14 protein-coding genes are annotated in these 13823 nt (G+C 60.9%); 13 read left to right on the forward strand and 1 reads right to left on the reverse strand.

The annotated features are described in order from the left end of the window. Window positions 1–21: 21 nt before the first annotated feature. The 11 genes from F8N36_RS00525 to F8N36_RS00575 all read left to right on the forward strand — a co-directional run bounded on the left by F8N36_RS00525 (window position 22) and on the right by F8N36_RS00575 (window position 11592). The gene (locus F8N36_RS00525; protein WP_291330798.1) at window positions 22–336 is read left to right on the forward strand and encodes a DUF485 domain-containing protein; all 315 of its coding nucleotides are present in this window, start codon (window positions 22–24) and stop codon (window positions 334–336) included. Continuing rightward, the gene (locus F8N36_RS00530) at window positions 333–2051 is read left to right on the forward strand and encodes a cation acetate symporter (protein WP_291330799.1); all 1719 of its coding nucleotides are present in this window, start codon (window positions 333–335) and stop codon (window positions 2049–2051) included. Before F8N36_RS00525 ends, F8N36_RS00530 begins: the two co-directional genes overlap by 4 nt. A gap of 302 nt (window positions 2052–2353) precedes the next feature. Then, window positions 2354–2908 (forward strand): hypothetical protein, encoded by a 555-nt coding sequence (locus F8N36_RS00535; RefSeq protein WP_291330800.1) that lies wholly within the window; start codon window positions 2354–2356, stop codon window positions 2906–2908. Window positions 2909–3033: 125 nt separating this feature from the next. Further along, on the forward strand, window positions 3034–3513 hold the full coding sequence (locus tag F8N36_RS00540) for a siroheme decarboxylase subunit beta (protein ID WP_291330801.1): 480 nt from the start codon (window positions 3034–3036) through the stop codon (window positions 3511–3513). 16 nt (window positions 3514–3529) lie between these two features. Continuing rightward, window positions 3530–4801, forward strand: coding sequence for a glutamate-1-semialdehyde 2,1-aminomutase (gene hemL, locus F8N36_RS00545; RefSeq protein ID WP_291330802.1), 1272 nt, complete (start codon window positions 3530–3532; stop codon window positions 4799–4801). A gap of 163 nt (window positions 4802–4964) precedes the next feature. Further along, window positions 4965–6137: a cobalamin biosynthesis protein gene (locus F8N36_RS00550; RefSeq protein WP_291330803.1), complete on the forward strand. Its 1173-nt coding sequence runs from the start codon at window positions 4965–4967 to the stop codon at window positions 6135–6137. Window positions 6138–6153: 16 nt separating this feature from the next. Next, window positions 6154–6933: a precorrin-3B C(17)-methyltransferase gene (gene cobJ, locus F8N36_RS00555; protein WP_291330804.1), complete on the forward strand. Its 780-nt coding sequence runs from the start codon at window positions 6154–6156 to the stop codon at window positions 6931–6933. 98 nt (window positions 6934–7031) lie between these two features. Further along, on the forward strand, window positions 7032–7418 hold the full coding sequence (locus F8N36_RS00560; protein ID WP_291330805.1) for a cytochrome c3 family protein: 387 nt from the start codon (window positions 7032–7034) through the stop codon (window positions 7416–7418). A gap of 308 nt (window positions 7419–7726) precedes the next feature. Continuing rightward, entirely contained in the window at window positions 7727–10381 is a 2655-nt protein-coding gene (locus F8N36_RS00565) for a hypothetical protein (RefSeq protein ID WP_291330806.1), read from the forward strand. A gap of 298 nt (window positions 10382–10679) precedes the next feature. Next, on the forward strand, window positions 10680–10850 hold the full coding sequence (locus F8N36_RS00570; protein WP_291330807.1) for a hypothetical protein: 171 nt from the start codon (window positions 10680–10682) through the stop codon (window positions 10848–10850). Window position 10851: 1 nt separating this feature from the next. Then, window positions 10852–11592 (forward strand): ubiquinone/menaquinone biosynthesis methyltransferase, encoded by a 741-nt coding sequence (locus tag F8N36_RS00575; protein ID WP_291330808.1) that lies wholly within the window; start codon window positions 10852–10854, stop codon window positions 11590–11592. Window positions 11593–11725: 133 nt separating this feature from the next. On the opposite strand, the gene F8N36_RS00580 is transcribed toward F8N36_RS00575, so the two are convergent. Continuing rightward, on the reverse strand, window positions 11726–11923 hold the full coding sequence (locus tag F8N36_RS00580; RefSeq protein ID WP_291330809.1) for a DUF2065 domain-containing protein: 198 nt from the start codon (window positions 11921–11923) through the stop codon (window positions 11726–11728). A gap of 161 nt (window positions 11924–12084) precedes the next feature. Here F8N36_RS00580 and mqnB point away from each other — a divergent pair, with 161 nt between their 5' ends. Then, a complete protein-coding gene (gene mqnB, locus F8N36_RS00585; RefSeq protein ID WP_291330810.1) occupies window positions 12085–12825 on the forward strand; it encodes a futalosine hydrolase in 741 nt (246 codons plus the stop codon). Window positions 12826–12832: 7 nt separating this feature from the next. Further along, the gene (locus F8N36_RS00590) at window positions 12833–13798 is read left to right on the forward strand and encodes a polyprenyl synthetase family protein (protein WP_291330811.1); all 966 of its coding nucleotides are present in this window, start codon (window positions 12833–12835) and stop codon (window positions 13796–13798) included. The last annotated feature ends 25 nt before the right edge of the window (window positions 13799–13823 follow it).

The raw sequence follows: 13823 nt of genomic DNA on the forward strand, positions 1-13823 counted from the left end.
AAATAATGTACGGAGGGGACAATGGCCTCAGAATTGACGCGACGGATTGAAAGAAATGCTCAATACCAGCAATTGATCAAGGCCCGAAACTCCTTGGGCTGGAGCCTTACCATTCTTGTTTTTGCGGCCTATTATGGCTTTATTCTCATAGTGGCCTTTGACAAATCGCTGTTTGCCACGCCCCTTGCAGCGGGCATGACCACAACCTGGGGCATTCCGCTGGGCATAGGCATCATACTGCTCACCGTGCTGCTCACGGCAATATACGTGCGCAAGGCCAATAATACGTTCGACCCTGCCCTCAAACAGATACTTGAAAAAGAGGTGCAGTCATGAGCACGCCAACCCGCACCATGTGGCCGCACAAAATTTACGGCTGTTCCATCTGGCGCGCCCTTGCCGCACTTGTGCTTGCAGTCTGGACAACCGCGCTGCCCGGCTTTGCCCTTGCGGCGGGCACCATTGAGGAAACACAAAAGCAGGCAACCGACTGGACGGCCATCATCATGTTCACCGTCTTTGTGGGTGGCTCGCTGTGGATCACCAAGTGGGCCGCCAAGCGCACCCGCTCCGCCGCAGATTTCTATACTGCGGGCGGCGGCATAACCGGTTTTCAGAACGGCCTTGCCATCGCCGGCGACTTTATGTCGGCTGCTTCGTTTCTGGGAATTTCCGCCGCAGTCATGGCCACGGGCTTTGACGGCCTCATCTATGCCATCGGCTTTCAGGTTGGGTGGCCGCTCATTACCTTTATGCTGGCCGAACGGTTGCGCAACTTGGGACGCTTTACCTTTGCCGATGTGGTGGCCTACCGGCTGCAGCAGGTTCCCGTGCGCATTTTTGCCGCTTCGGGCACACTGGTGGTGGTGCTCTTTTACCTCATTGCGCAGATGGTGGGCGCAGGGCAGCTCATCAAGCTGCTCTTTGGCCTTGATTACCACTATGCGGTGGTCATTGTGGGGCTGCTTATGATGGCCTACGTGCTTTTTGGCGGCATGACGGCAACCACATGGGTGCAGATCATCAAGGCCTGCCTGCTGCTCGGCGGGGCCTCGTTCATGGCCTTTATGGTCATGGCCCGGTACGATTTCAGCCCCGAAAAACTGTTCACCGCCGCCGTGGGCATCAAGCAGAGCACGTCCATCATGGGACCGGGCGGCTTTGTCAAAGACCCCGTTTCGGCCATTTCGCTGGGGCTTGCGCTTATGTTTGGCACGGCGGGCCTGCCGCATATTCTCATGCGTTTCTTTACCGTGCCCGACGCCAGAGAAGCCAGAAAAAGCGTGCTGTGGGCAACCACCTGGATCGGCTATTTCTACATTTTGACCTTCATCATCGGCTTCGGGGCCATCGTGTTTGTGAGCACCAACCCAGAATTTCTTGATGCCAAGGGCATTTTGCGCGGCGGCAGCAACATGGCGGCCGTGCACCTGGCAAACGCCATTGGCGGCAACGTCTTTCTCGGCTTCATGTCGGCGGTGGCCTTTGCCACAATTCTTGCGGTTGTGGCAGGGCTCACCCTCTCGGGAGCTTCTGCCGTTGCGCATGACCTCTACGCCTCTGCCCTCAAGAAGGGCAAGGTGAGCTCTGCCCAGGAACTCAAGATATCCAAGCTGACAACAGTGGCGCTTGGTATCATAGCCATGTTTCTGGGCATCGTGTTTGAAAAGCAGAACGTGGCCTACATGGTTTCGCTGGCATTTGCCATTGCGGCCTCGGCCAACTTTCCGGCCCTGATACTTTCTGTGCTGTGGAAAAACTGCACCACAAAGGGCGCGGTGAGCGGCGGCTTTGTGGGTCTGCTTGCGGCGCTGGTCATGACCGTGCTCTCTGACGCGGTGTGGGTGGGAACGCTGGGCAACCCGCCCGGCAGCGCGCCCTTTCCGTATTCGTCACCGGCCATCTTTTCCATGCCGCTGGCCTTTGCCTGCATATGGATAGTTTCCATGTGCGACCGCTCGGCTCAGGCCCGGCAGGAACGCGAGGCTTTTGACGACCAGAAGATCAGGTCTGAAACCGGGCTTGGGGCCTTCAAGCCCACCGTGCATTAAATCCAGATTCATAAAACCGGATGGGGGCGGCCCCTGTGCAAGCCGCACAAGGCGCTGCCCCCATCTGCTGTAAAAACCGGCCCATAACACCTGCACCATACCCGCCAGAACGTGCTTTCTGGCGGGTATATTACGTTGTGCGGGTCGCCCCCCGCCTGAAAAACAAATACCTTTCACGGCTTTTCTTTGCGGGCTTGCCTTGCCGACCGCTGCAAATTTTGCCATGATGGTTTTGACGCTTCTGCCGGTTATTTCGGCCCGAATATCCTTGTCCGGCGCAACAATCCTTTGAGGAGGGCAGCATGCTTACCCCCAACCAGTGTGTGCTTTACAGCGGCGGCGCCGCTGGAACAGAACAGTTCTTCGGCGCTTTGGCCGAAAGCTGGGGTCTGGAAGAAGTAAATTACAGCTTTGAAGGACACCAGATCGAACGCACGCGCGGTGTGCGGGTGCTCACTTCCGAAGAACTGGCCCTCAAGGATGTAAGTCTGACCTATGTTTCGCGGCTCATGAGCCGCGAATACACGCGCGCGCCTCTTTTCCGCAAGGTTTTGCAGTCCATCTGCTGGCAGGTCAGCAGTGGCGAGCAGATCATCGTTATCGGCGCTGTGCAGCCCGATGGCACAGTCAAGGGTGGCACCGGCTGGGGCGCAGAATTTGCCAAAATCTGCAACAAGCCCCTGCTTGTTTTTGATCAGCCCAAGAATGCCTGGTTTTTCTGGGACAAAGATAAATGGACCCAGACAGACGAACCCCGCATCACCCATCCCCACTTTGCCGCCACCGGCACCCGTTTTCTTGAAGACAATGGCCGTGTAGCCATTCAGGACCTTTTTGCGCGTTCTTTTTCGCGCTAGGAACATAATCCGCTTTTGCTGATACGGCCCCTGGCTGCCACACGGCCAGGGGCCGCGTTTGCGGCGACCGCTGGCCTGGGCGCCAGGGATTGCGCAACGTTTCAGCCCGCATCACCGGAGAATTCATGAGCCGTCAGTTTACCCCCGCAGAACAGGCTGTGCTGCGCATAGTACAGGACAACCTGCCAGATTCGCTTACTCCCTACGCCGACATCGCCGAAAAGGCGGGCATGACAGAAGCCCAGGTACTTGAGCTGCTCAGCTCGCTCAAGGAATCAGGAGCCATCCGCCGCTTTGGTGCCAGCATTAAACACCAGAAGACCGGCTGGACCCACAACGCAATGGTGGCCTGGAAAATCAGCCCCGATATGGCCGAGCAGTGCGGCACAGAGGCCTCCCGGCACGACCACATTTCGCACGTCTACTACCGCCCGAGCTCGGCGCCCGACTGGCCCTACGAGCTCTACACCATGATTCACGGGCGTAGCGAGGCGGAATGCCTTGGCGTGGTGGACGACCTCAAGCGCGATACCCCCCTGCGCGAGCACGCCGTGCTGCGCAGCCTCAAGGAACTGAAAAAAATTTCCATGACCTATTTTGCCTGACACCAAGGAGCCTTTGATGGACACCACTTCTCGGCAGCTTTTTGAAAAAGCCTGCGCTGTCATTCCCGGCGGCGTCAACAGCCCCGTGCGCGCCTGCCACAATGTGGACAGCCAACCCCTGTTTATTGCCGAAGGCCACGGCTGCCGGATTACCGATGTGGACGGTCACGAGTACATCGACTTTGTGCTTTCGTGGGGCCCCATGATTCTGGGCCACGACGAGCCCTCGGTGACAAAGGCCGTGTGCGAGGCCGCAGCGCGTGGCACGAGCTACGGCGCTCCCTGCCCGGCAGAAGTCACCCTGGCGGAAGAAGTGGTTGCCGCCATGCCCAGCCTTGAAATGGTGCGCATGGTCAACTCTGGCACAGAGGCCACCATGAGCGCCCTGCGCCTTGCCCGCGCCGTTACCGGCAAGGACAAGGTACTCAAGTTTGTTGGCTGCTATCACGGCCACGCCGACCCGTTCCTGGCGGCCGCCGGGTCCGGCCTCGCCACGTTTTCCATCCCCGGCACGCCCGGCGTGCCCGCAGCGGTGGTGGCCGACACCCTGCTTGCTCCCTACAACGATCTTGAAGCGGTCAAGGGCATCTTTGAACAGCACGGCGCAAGCATTGCCGCCATCATTGTTGAGCCCATCGCCGCCAACATGGGCCTTGTGCTGCCCAAGCCCGGCTTTCTTGAAGGGCTGCGCTCCATCACCCAGCAATACGGCAGCCTGCTTATCTTTGACGAGGTCATCACCGGCTTCCGCGCTGCCTTTGGCGGTGCGCAGGCGCGTTATGGCATCGACCCCGACCTCACCACCTTTGGCAAGATCATTGGCGGCGGTCTGCCCGTTGGGGCCTTTGGCGGCAAGCGCAAGTACATGGAACTGATCGCCCCCCGGGGCGGCGTGTATCAGGCTGGCACGCTCTCGGGCAATCCTCTGGCCATGGCCGCGGGCATTGCCACCCTGCGTTACCTCAAGGCCGCCGACTACGCTGCCCTTGAAAAACGCACCCATGCCTTTGCCATGGAACTGCGCGATATTCTTTCGGCCAAGGGCGTGCCCATCCAGATGCCCACTATCGCTTCCATGTTCTGCCCCTACTTCAGCGAACAGGAAGTGACCGACTTTGCCACGGCAAAACTGTGCGACCAGAACCTCTTTACCAGTTTCTACAAGCAGATGCGCAATCAGGGCATCTACCTTGCGCCTTCGGGCTACGAAACCGGCATGGTGTCCTTTGTCCACACCGCAGACGACTTCGGCAAGGCTCTGGACGCCGCCCGCAAGGTGACGTTCTAAATTCCGTATGCCAGGGGGGGCTGAATACCGGCCCCCTTCTGGCATGTGAACGCTGCCGATTGAGACCTTGCCAGCGTTTCCGCCGCTGATCCCCTGCCTGCAGGATGCACCAGTCCCGCCTTGCGCTCTGCGGCGAACCCTACAGCCGGAAGCCGGAGACATCTTGCCCATCCCCCACCGCACCCACGCGCTTGCCTGCTATGCGCTCAGCCAGTCTGCCCTGCCTCTGGCGGAGCGTCTGGCGACCTGCCTGACTGCCAGCCCGTGGAACCTCCCCGGCCATACGCCCCGGCATACTCACGAAGGCGTGCCCGCCACACTGGACAGTGTGCAGATATTTTCTCCGGCCCGTTTTTGCCCCGTCGGGGCCACGCCTTTTGACAAAATCTCCTCCCTGCTGGCCGAAACATACCCCAGCTTTGCGGCCCATGCCTTTATTGGCGCAACGGGCATAGCCGTGCGCGCGCTGGCCCCACTGCTGGAGCACAAAAGCACCGACGCACCGGTACTGGTGCTTGACCCCGCAGGGGACTACGTCATCAGCCTGCTTGCCGGTCACTGGGGCGGCGGCAACGAGCTTGCCCGCCATGTGGCAAACCTGCTGCATGCCGCGCCGGTCATCACCACAGCTTCGGATGCAGCCCAGGCCATGCCCGGCGCAGTACAAACGCCAACGCCCGCGCTAGACCTGCTGCTGCGCGATGCGGGCCTGCCGCCCGTAGACTGGAACCGCTTGCCCGCCGTGCAGGCTGCCCTGCTGGAAGGCGAGCAATTTCACCTGTGGGACCCCTGCCGTGCGGTGCCCGAGCATCCCGGCCTGCTGCCTCTGCCTGTTGCGAGTACCGACACACGACCGCCAACAGATGAAATTCGGATGGTGGCCGCGCACTGGCGGCGGCTTGACCCCCGGCCCACAACCCTGCGCGTGGCTGTTCCCAGGCTTGTGCTGGGCCTTGGCTGCCGCAAGGGCATACCGGCAAGCCTTGTGCAAAACGCCGTAAACGACCTGCTTGCGCAGCAGGGGCTGGAGCCTCTGGCCCTTGCCGCCTTTGCCACGGTGAATGAAAAACTGCAGGAACCTGCCCTGCTGGCCTTGGCCGGGAGCATGCGCATCCCCTTGCGAGGGTTTGCGGCCAGCGACCTTGCGCTCTGCCCCACGCCCAACCCGTCAGCCGCCGCAGGCAGGCGTTTTGACCAGCCGCCCTTCAGCGTCTGCGAGGCGGCTGCGCTGCTGGCGGCAGCACATATTTTTCCGGCGGGTGCGCCCCGCCTGCTTGTTCACAAAACCACAGTGCAGGGCCAGCTGACCATGGCCATAGCCTTGGCCGCTGCCTGACAGACAGGATAATTCAATGACTCCAGCAAGTTTGCACGTTGTGGGCCTTGGCCCTGGCGACGCCGCATGTCTTACCCCGCAGGCCCGCTCCGTGCTTGCGCAGGCCACCTGCGTGGCCGGATACAACCTGTACATGGAACTTGTGCCGTCGGAGCTGCTGGCGGGCAAGCAGTGCATCAGCACGGGCATGCGGCACGAAGAAGAACGCTGCATCGCAGCGGTGGAGGCGGCCCTTGGCGGCCAGCCCACGGCTCTTGTGTGCTCTGGTGACCCCGGCATTTACGCCCTGGCCGGGCTGGCGCTTGAGGTGCTGGAATCAAGGGGGCTTATGGGCACGGTTCCCTTTGGCGTTGTGCCGGGCGTGCCCGCCGTCTGTGCGGCCGCTGCCCTGCTGGGCGCGCCGCTCATGCACGACTTTGCCTGCATAAGCCTGAGCGACCTGCTCACCCCGTGGGAAACAATCGTGCGCAGGCTCAATGCCGCGCTGGAAGCTGACTTTGTCTGCGCCATCTATAATCCGCGTTCCAAGGGCAGGCCGCACCATTTGGAGCAGGCCCTTGAAATAGCACGCAGGTTCCGTGCGCCACACTGCCCCGTGGGCCTGGTGCGCAAGGCCTTCCGCCCCGGCGAAGAGGCGCGCGTGTTCAGGCTTGACCAGTTTGACGCCGGACAGGTGGACATGCTGTCCCTGCTCATCATCGGCAATGCGGAAAGCCGCGCGCTGGGCAACTTCATGCTGACGCCGAGAGGGTATGCCCGCAAAAAAGGTTCTGATCTTGGCAACTTACCAAAGTAGTTGGTATGACATTTTGCCATAGTCATTGACACACTGCACAGAGGGCCGTAAAATTCCACCAATTTGTTCCCATCTGCCGCACACTAAGGAGGTCTGCCGTGAAGAAAGTTATGGTTCTTACCTGTATCATGGTGTTTGCCCTGGCCCTGGCCGCTTTTGCCGCTCCTGCCGCTCCTGACAAACCGCTGGAATTCAAGGGATCCCAGAAAACCGTCATGTTCCCCCACGCGGTTCATGCCAAGGTTGAGTGCGTTACCTGTCACCATCTGGTGGACGGCAAGGAAAGCTATGCCAAGTGCGGCAGCTCCGGTTGCCACGACGACCTCACCGGCAAGCAGGGCGAAAAGAGCCTGTACTATGTGGTGCACACCAAGAAAGAACTCAAGCACCCCAACTGCATGGGCTGTCACTCCAAGGTTGGCGAAGAAAAGCCCGACCTCAAGAAGGACATGACCGGTTGCGCCAAGTCCAAGTGCCATCCGTAGACCGCATACCAGTTTTCTGCCAGAAAGCCGCCTTCGGGCGGCTTTCTGCGTTATTGAAAGCATCGTCATCGCACCAGAACTGGCACAGCGGCGGGCAATGAAGAAAAAAATATTATGCCCGCGCCTGTCACCAGACCGCTGATTTTTTCACCAATCTGCAATTTTGGGCATTCTGGAGCAGACTGTTTTGGCAGGTTTGCGTCTTTTGCCATAAACTGATACGAAAATCTGTCGTTTTTGCAGTATGAAACGAGATATTTTGCAAGATTCCGGCCTTTGGCCGCTGCACATAACCCACGAGGTGGCGCATGGTTGCCCAGAACACCGCTGAAACCGATGAACAAATCATCGATCTCACAGAACTGATCGAAAAAGGCGAAGTTCCGGCAAACGATCCGTCCGAGCAATCCCGGGCCCATGCCGCTGCAGAGGCTGAAGCCGAAAAAGAAGAGCTTCAGGAACACCTGCGCGATCTTAACGATGGCTCCAACAAGGCCGATGCGGAGATTGACGACCTGCTGGCCCAGATGGACATCAAGGCCGATGGGCAGGAAGACCCAGAAGATGTGGCGCTGGATTTTTCCGCACCTTCCACGCAGACAGACCACCACATCGACCCCAACGAGCAGCTCAACATGCCCGGCATGGGTGATGTGGACAGCCTGCTGGATTCGCTGGACATTCCGCCACAGCCCTCTGACCGTGAGGCTGAAACAGCCTCGCCAGAAACTCCCGATCAGGCGGTGGATGCCCTGCTCAACGACTTCAACGCGCCCGCAGCGCCTGCCGTAGAACCCACCACGGCAGCAAACCATGATGCTCCGGATCTGGACGAGCTGCTGGCATCTGTTGGGGCTGCGCCGCAGCCTGACACCTCGAGCCCGATTGACGACCTGCTGAGCGCAGCCAGCCCGGCAGCAGCTCCTGCCGCCGCGCCGCAGACAGCGCTGTCCAACGACGACCTCGACAGCCTGCTTGAGGCTGCCACGGGTGGCCAGAGCGGTGCGCCAAGCCCCATACAGACGGCGGAGCCCGCTCCCAGACCTGCAGCTGCGCCGCAACCGGCCCCCAGCACGAGCATGGATGTTGATATCGACAGCCTGCTGGCTGCAGCGGCCAATGACATGCAGCAAGGCACTGATCTGGAACAGCCCGCAGCCGCGCCCGCACCCCAGCCTGTTGCGCCTGCAGCACCTGTTGCAGCGCCCACTGCCACGCCAGCCGATATGGGTGTTGACATCGACAGCCTGCTGGCTGCCGCCGCCAATGACCTGCAACAGAATATTGATGCCCCCGAGCCTGCCGCCCAGGCGCCAGTTTCGGCGCCAGCCCCTGCTGCGGCACCTGCCAAGACCACGCCAGCTCCCGCTGTTTCAAACGACGATCTGGATAGCCTGCTGGCTGCCGCAACGGCCGGACTTGAAACGGCCCCCAGCCCAGCCCCGGCGGAACCGGCAGCGCCCGCTGCTCCTGCCGACATGGACGTGGACATTGACAGCCTGCTGGCTGCTGCGACCAGCGATCTGGAGCAAACCCTTGACACTGCCCAGTCAGCCGCCCCGGCCATGCCCGAGGCTGCGGCTGAACCTGTGGCCGAGCCAACACCTCAGCCCGACATGGGCATTGACATTGACAGCCTGCTGGCTGCGGTAGATGCCAGCGCCCCGGCCCCAGAGCCCGAAGCCGCGCCTGCAATGGCCGACCCCTTTGCCGAGGCTCAGGCAGCCGTGGCCGAAGCTGTTCCCGCGCAGCCGGAAACCGAACTTTTGCCCCAAACGGAAGACATGCCGCAGCCAGAGCTTGCGGCTGACGCCCAGCCCGAAGTGGTGGATATTTTGCCGGAAGAACAGACCCCGGAAGTGGCTGCAGTTGCAGCAGAAGAACCGGCAGAGGAACTGGCGGAAGAACCCGTGGCAGAAACCGCCGCAGACATCGAAGCCCTTATGGCAGCCGCCTCTGGTGATGTTCTTTCCGCCGAAGGCTCAGCAGATCAGGATATTCCCGCCGACTCGGCTGACGACCTGCTGGCGGCCATGTCTGCCGATCTTTCCGAACGGCCCGATGCAGACCTGAAGGCCGAACCCGTTTCTGACGTCATGCCCGACATGGTAGACGGTCTGCTCGTTGCGGAACCGGCAGAAGAACCGGTTGCCGAGCATGTTATGGACTTGCTTGCCAACCCCGCCACCGAATTTGTCGAAGAACCGGGTGCCGAAACTGCCGCTATCGCTGTCGCAGACGACATGCTGCCCGAAATTCCTGAATTCGAAACCTCTCCAGCGGCTCTTGAAGCCCAGCAGCTGGACGATACCGACCCCACCGGGCTGGAATCGCAGGCCGCGCTGAACGCAACCCTTGCAGCTGTTTCAGCAGAGGCTCTTGATGCCGTGATGGCTCAGGCTAACGAGGCCTCTTCACATGCGCTCGATGCCTTCGCACAGGCCTTTGACGCCTCCAACCGTGCGGCAGACGCCGCAGAAGCCGTAAGCAGCCTTGCCGTGCGCGTTGAGCAGTGCGAAAGGGCGCTGCATGAGGCAGGCGAACGCATCATAGCGCTTGAAACCGCTCTGGAGTCACAGATTGCGGCCTCGCAGACCATGGCCGCAGCAGCCCTGCCCCGTCAGGAGCTGGAGGGCATGTTTATGGAAGGGCATCCCCTGCATCAAGGCCTCATGGAATGCATCAGCAAGGCCGTTGCCGAAGCTCTGGCCGCAGCCCCCGCGCTGGCCCATGCATCTGCGCTGTCCTCCGCACAGCCAGCTGCCGCAGACGTGCATGCACTGATAGACGAACGGCTGCAACCGGTCATTGCCGCAGAGCGCAGCGCCAATGCCCGCATCGACGCCCTTGAAAGCCGTCTCGATGCCCTTGAACCCCGCTTTAACGACAGGGTGGAAAAGGCCGCGGCATCTGCGGCAGCCCGCATCCTGCGCGAAGAAATCAGCCGCCTTCTTGAAGAATAGCAGGCGGTCCGGCCCCCAACTGCACCGGCAAACGGGACGGTGCAGATTGCCTGCTGCAACAAATCCGCACGCACGGCGGCAAGCCACACCGGCCTTGCCAATGACAGGCGGAACGCATATGCTGTTGCGCGGTTTCGCGGGCGCTGTTCCGCGTTTCTCACTACTAAAAAAAGGGGCGGGGGCTGTTGCTTCCGTTTCTTAACCCGTCCAGGCAATACCCGCTGTGGGTCTTGGCCATTCCCCAAAGGGGCGGGTTTTCATTTTTGCCGAGCCCTTAGGGCCGGAAGCTGAGGCTCAAATGGATAAGGATCGCAAGGAAGCCTTGCAGGTTGCCAAGGAACTGACCGCTAAATTCATTGAAACGCGCACGGTTTCCCCCAGCAATTTTGCCGAGGTTTTTCCCTCGGTCTACCGGGTTGTCTGCGCCGCCATCGGCGTGGAGACAGACCAGGACAAGGGCGGAAAATAACGTGGAAACCTCCCGCAACACCGCCGCAGAATCCACAGCCAAGCCCGCGCACGATGCCGCTGTGGCTGGCATGTTTGGCCGCATTGTGCCTTTTTACGATCTGCTGAACCGCGTGCTGAGCCTCGGCCTTGACCAGTACTGGCGCAAGGTGCTGGCGCAGAATGTGCGTATTGGCGATACGGGCCGCGTGCTCGACCTGGCCGCCGGTACACTTGATGTTTCGCTGGCCATTCGCCGCCGCTACCCCACGGCCACGGTTCCGGCCATGGATTTTTGCCCGCCCATGCTGGTGCGTGGCAGCCGCAAACTCAAGGACGACAACGCACGCAGCATCCTGCCCGTGGCAGCCGATGCCAAGCGCCTGCCCCTGCCCGACTCCTCTGTTGACTGCATTACCATTGCTTTTGGCATTCGCAATATCCTGCCCCGCGAGGCGGCCTTTGCTGAGATGCTGCGCGTTCTGCGCCCCGGCGGCAGGGCTTGCATTCTTGAATTCGGTTCCGGGCAGGAACGCATCTGGGGTGGACTGTACAATGTGTACCTCAACCACCTGCTGCCGCGCGTGGGCAAAATTTTTTCAAAAGACCCCGGCGCATACGAATACCTTGCCGATACCATCCGCAAGTTTCCGTCTGCCCGCAGCCTTGAGCAGGAAATGCGCACCGCTGGCTTTGAACGCGCATGGCACGAAAAGCTCACCTCGGGCATTGTATGTCTGCATGTGGGGGAAAAGGCGCGCTAGCAATCACACCGCCACTGCACTGACATGCGGGCGGCTCAAAGTGAAGAGACGTCAGGGGCTTTGATACTATGAGAAACTTTGTACCCTGCTTGCGTCAGGCAGCAGAGTGCAAGCGCCATAGAATAAACAGCCCCTAGGGGCAGGCCAGAGCCACAAGCCCAAGCCCCACGGCCAGAGCGATCAGGCCAATGGCGCGCAGGCGGCTTTCTGGCTGCGGCAGCAGTTGCAGCAGAGCGCGGCGCATGCCGCCGGGAAACAGCGTCCAGCAAAGGCCTTCAATGATGATGGCCAGCCCCAGGGCTCGCAAAAACAGGGTGTAATCGAATTTCATGGTTTTCTGGTGACGGAAAATCACTGATTTGTAAAGGAACGAATCATGGCTGCCTGCACAGCGCCGCGCACAAGCCCCACCCCGCCATGCCGCAAATGCGCTGCACGACGGCCCTTGCTGGCACCGCGCCCTGTGTACCGCGCATGGAGGGCCGAATCCCTGTGAGCCTGCTACTCTGCGCTGCCACTGGCCCGGAACTGGCGGGCCTTGTACCGGGATTCGTTCCGGAAGGATTTTCTGCCTCTGCGGCCAAGAACTGGCCAGAGATGACCTTGTGGCCCCTGCGCCTCAAGTGCGGCCCTGCTTTGTGCTGCACCACCGGCGTGGGCCCGGTCAACGCTGCGCTTGCCATGGGTCTTGTGCTTGCCAGGGCCGATGCCGAGGGTACGCCCGCTACGGCAGTGCTCAATTCGGGCCTTGCCGGTGCCTTTGATCTGGCGCAGCACCCCCTGCTGGCCCTGTGCCGTGTGCAGGAAGAAATCTGGCCCGAATACGGCCTGCACGACGGGCACTCGGTAACAGCAGAAGCTTTTGGTTTTCCGCAGTGGCAGCCCTCGCAGGGGCCTGCAGTGCGCGACCGCATCCAGCTTGCCGGGCTTGAGGCTCTGACGGCCCTGGGTGCAAACCCACAAGACCCGGCTTTTTTGCCCTGCACCTCGCTTACGGTGGCCGGGGTCAGCGCCAGTTTTGCCAGAGCATCCGACCTGCGCGTCCGCTATGCCGCCGGTCTTGAAAATATGGAAGGCTTTGCCGTGGCATACGCCTGCGCCCGCATGGGCATTCCCTGTGTGGGAATACGCAGTGTTTCCAACAAGGTTGGGCCGCGAGCCCAGGACGAAAAGGATTTTCCCGGTGCGCTGGCAGCGCTCACGCGGGTATTACCCGCGCTTAACCTCATCTGAGTAGCATATGATCCAACTGAAAGCACGTCTGGCTCTTGAGCTGCCCGGCATCAACCGCGCCCTGAACAAGGCCGTGGATACCCTGCCGGAACCCGTACGGCCTGTGGCCCGCCACATTTTTGATGCGGGCGGCAAACGTCTGCGCCCACTGCTTACCGTGCTTACGTCGCGCCTTTTGGGCCACGAGAGCAAGAACATACAGGATCTGGCCATCACGCTGGAAATGCTGCATGCCGCAACCCTGCTGCACGACGACGTGCTCGACAATGCCGTAAGCCGCCGGGGTAAACCCGCCGCGCACACGATTTTTGACGTTTCGAGCGTTATTCTTGCGGGTGATGCCCTGCTGGCCGGGGCCAATGCCCTGGTGGCAAACTACGGCGATACCCGCCTGACCCGCTGTTTTTCAGAGGCCACCAGCCGCACGGCTGCGGGCGAAATACTTGAAATTGCGGCCCAGCGCCGCGTGGATTCTAGCAGCGCCGACTATGAAGAAATGGTTCGCGGCAAAACTGCCTGGCTTATCCGCGCTGCCTGTGAAATGGGCGCACTTGCCGCCGGGGCGGACGACGCCTCTGTGGCGGCGGCTGCAGCGTACGGCGAAAATCTCGGCATGGCCTTCCAGATGGTGGATGATGCCCTCGATTTTGCCCCCGAAAGCGTCACGGGCAAACCCACCGGCGGCGACGTGCGCGAGGGCAAGCTTACGCCGCCCCTGCGCCTGCACCGCGACAGCCTGAGCACCGATGAACGCAGCGCCTTTGACGCCGCCTTCTGCGCCGGGCTGATGACCGAATCCGACGCCGCCAGCATTGCCGAAAGCATCCGGCAGGCCGGTTATGACGACGCCGTGCGCCGTCAGGCAGATGAATTTCTTGACGCGGCAAGGCAGGCATTGGAAACTCTGCCTGACAGACCCGAGCGTGAGCTCATGCGCCAGATGGCCGACTACGTGCGCGACAGAAAAAAGTAAGCAGCCAAACCAAGAGGAATGCAAA

This window comes from Desulfovibrio sp. (assembly GCF_009712225.1).
Lineage (GTDB): Bacteria > Desulfobacterota > Desulfovibrionia > Desulfovibrionales > Desulfovibrionaceae > Desulfovibrio.

Excerpts from the sequence above, each read along its gene's own strand:
- F8N36_RS00570 (WP_291330807.1), top strand. The coding sequence starts at position 10,680 with ATGGATAAGGATCGCAAGGAAGCCTTGCAGGTTGCCAAGGAACTGACC.
- F8N36_RS00565 (WP_291330806.1), top strand. The coding sequence starts at position 7,727 with ATGGTTGCCCAGAACACCGCTGAAACCGATGAACAAATCATCGATCTC.
- hemL (WP_291330802.1), top strand. The coding sequence starts at position 3,530 with ATGGACACCACTTCTCGGCAGCTTTTTGAAAAAGCCTGCGCTGTCATT.
- cobJ (WP_291330804.1), top strand. The coding sequence starts at position 6,154 with ATGACTCCAGCAAGTTTGCACGTTGTGGGCCTTGGCCCTGGCGACGCC.
- F8N36_RS00580 (WP_291330809.1), bottom strand. The coding sequence starts at position 11,923 with ATGAAATTCGATTACACCCTGTTTTTGCGAGCCCTGGGGCTGGCCATC.
- F8N36_RS00540 (WP_291330801.1), top strand. The coding sequence starts at position 3,034 with ATGAGCCGTCAGTTTACCCCCGCAGAACAGGCTGTGCTGCGCATAGTA.
- F8N36_RS00590 (WP_291330811.1), top strand. The coding sequence starts at position 12,833 with ATGATCCAACTGAAAGCACGTCTGGCTCTTGAGCTGCCCGGCATCAAC.
- F8N36_RS00535 (WP_291330800.1), top strand. The coding sequence starts at position 2,354 with ATGCTTACCCCCAACCAGTGTGTGCTTTACAGCGGCGGCGCCGCTGGA.
- F8N36_RS00530 (WP_291330799.1), top strand. The coding sequence starts at position 333 with ATGAGCACGCCAACCCGCACCATGTGGCCGCACAAAATTTACGGCTGT.
- F8N36_RS00525 (WP_291330798.1), top strand. The coding sequence starts at position 22 with ATGGCCTCAGAATTGACGCGACGGATTGAAAGAAATGCTCAATACCAG.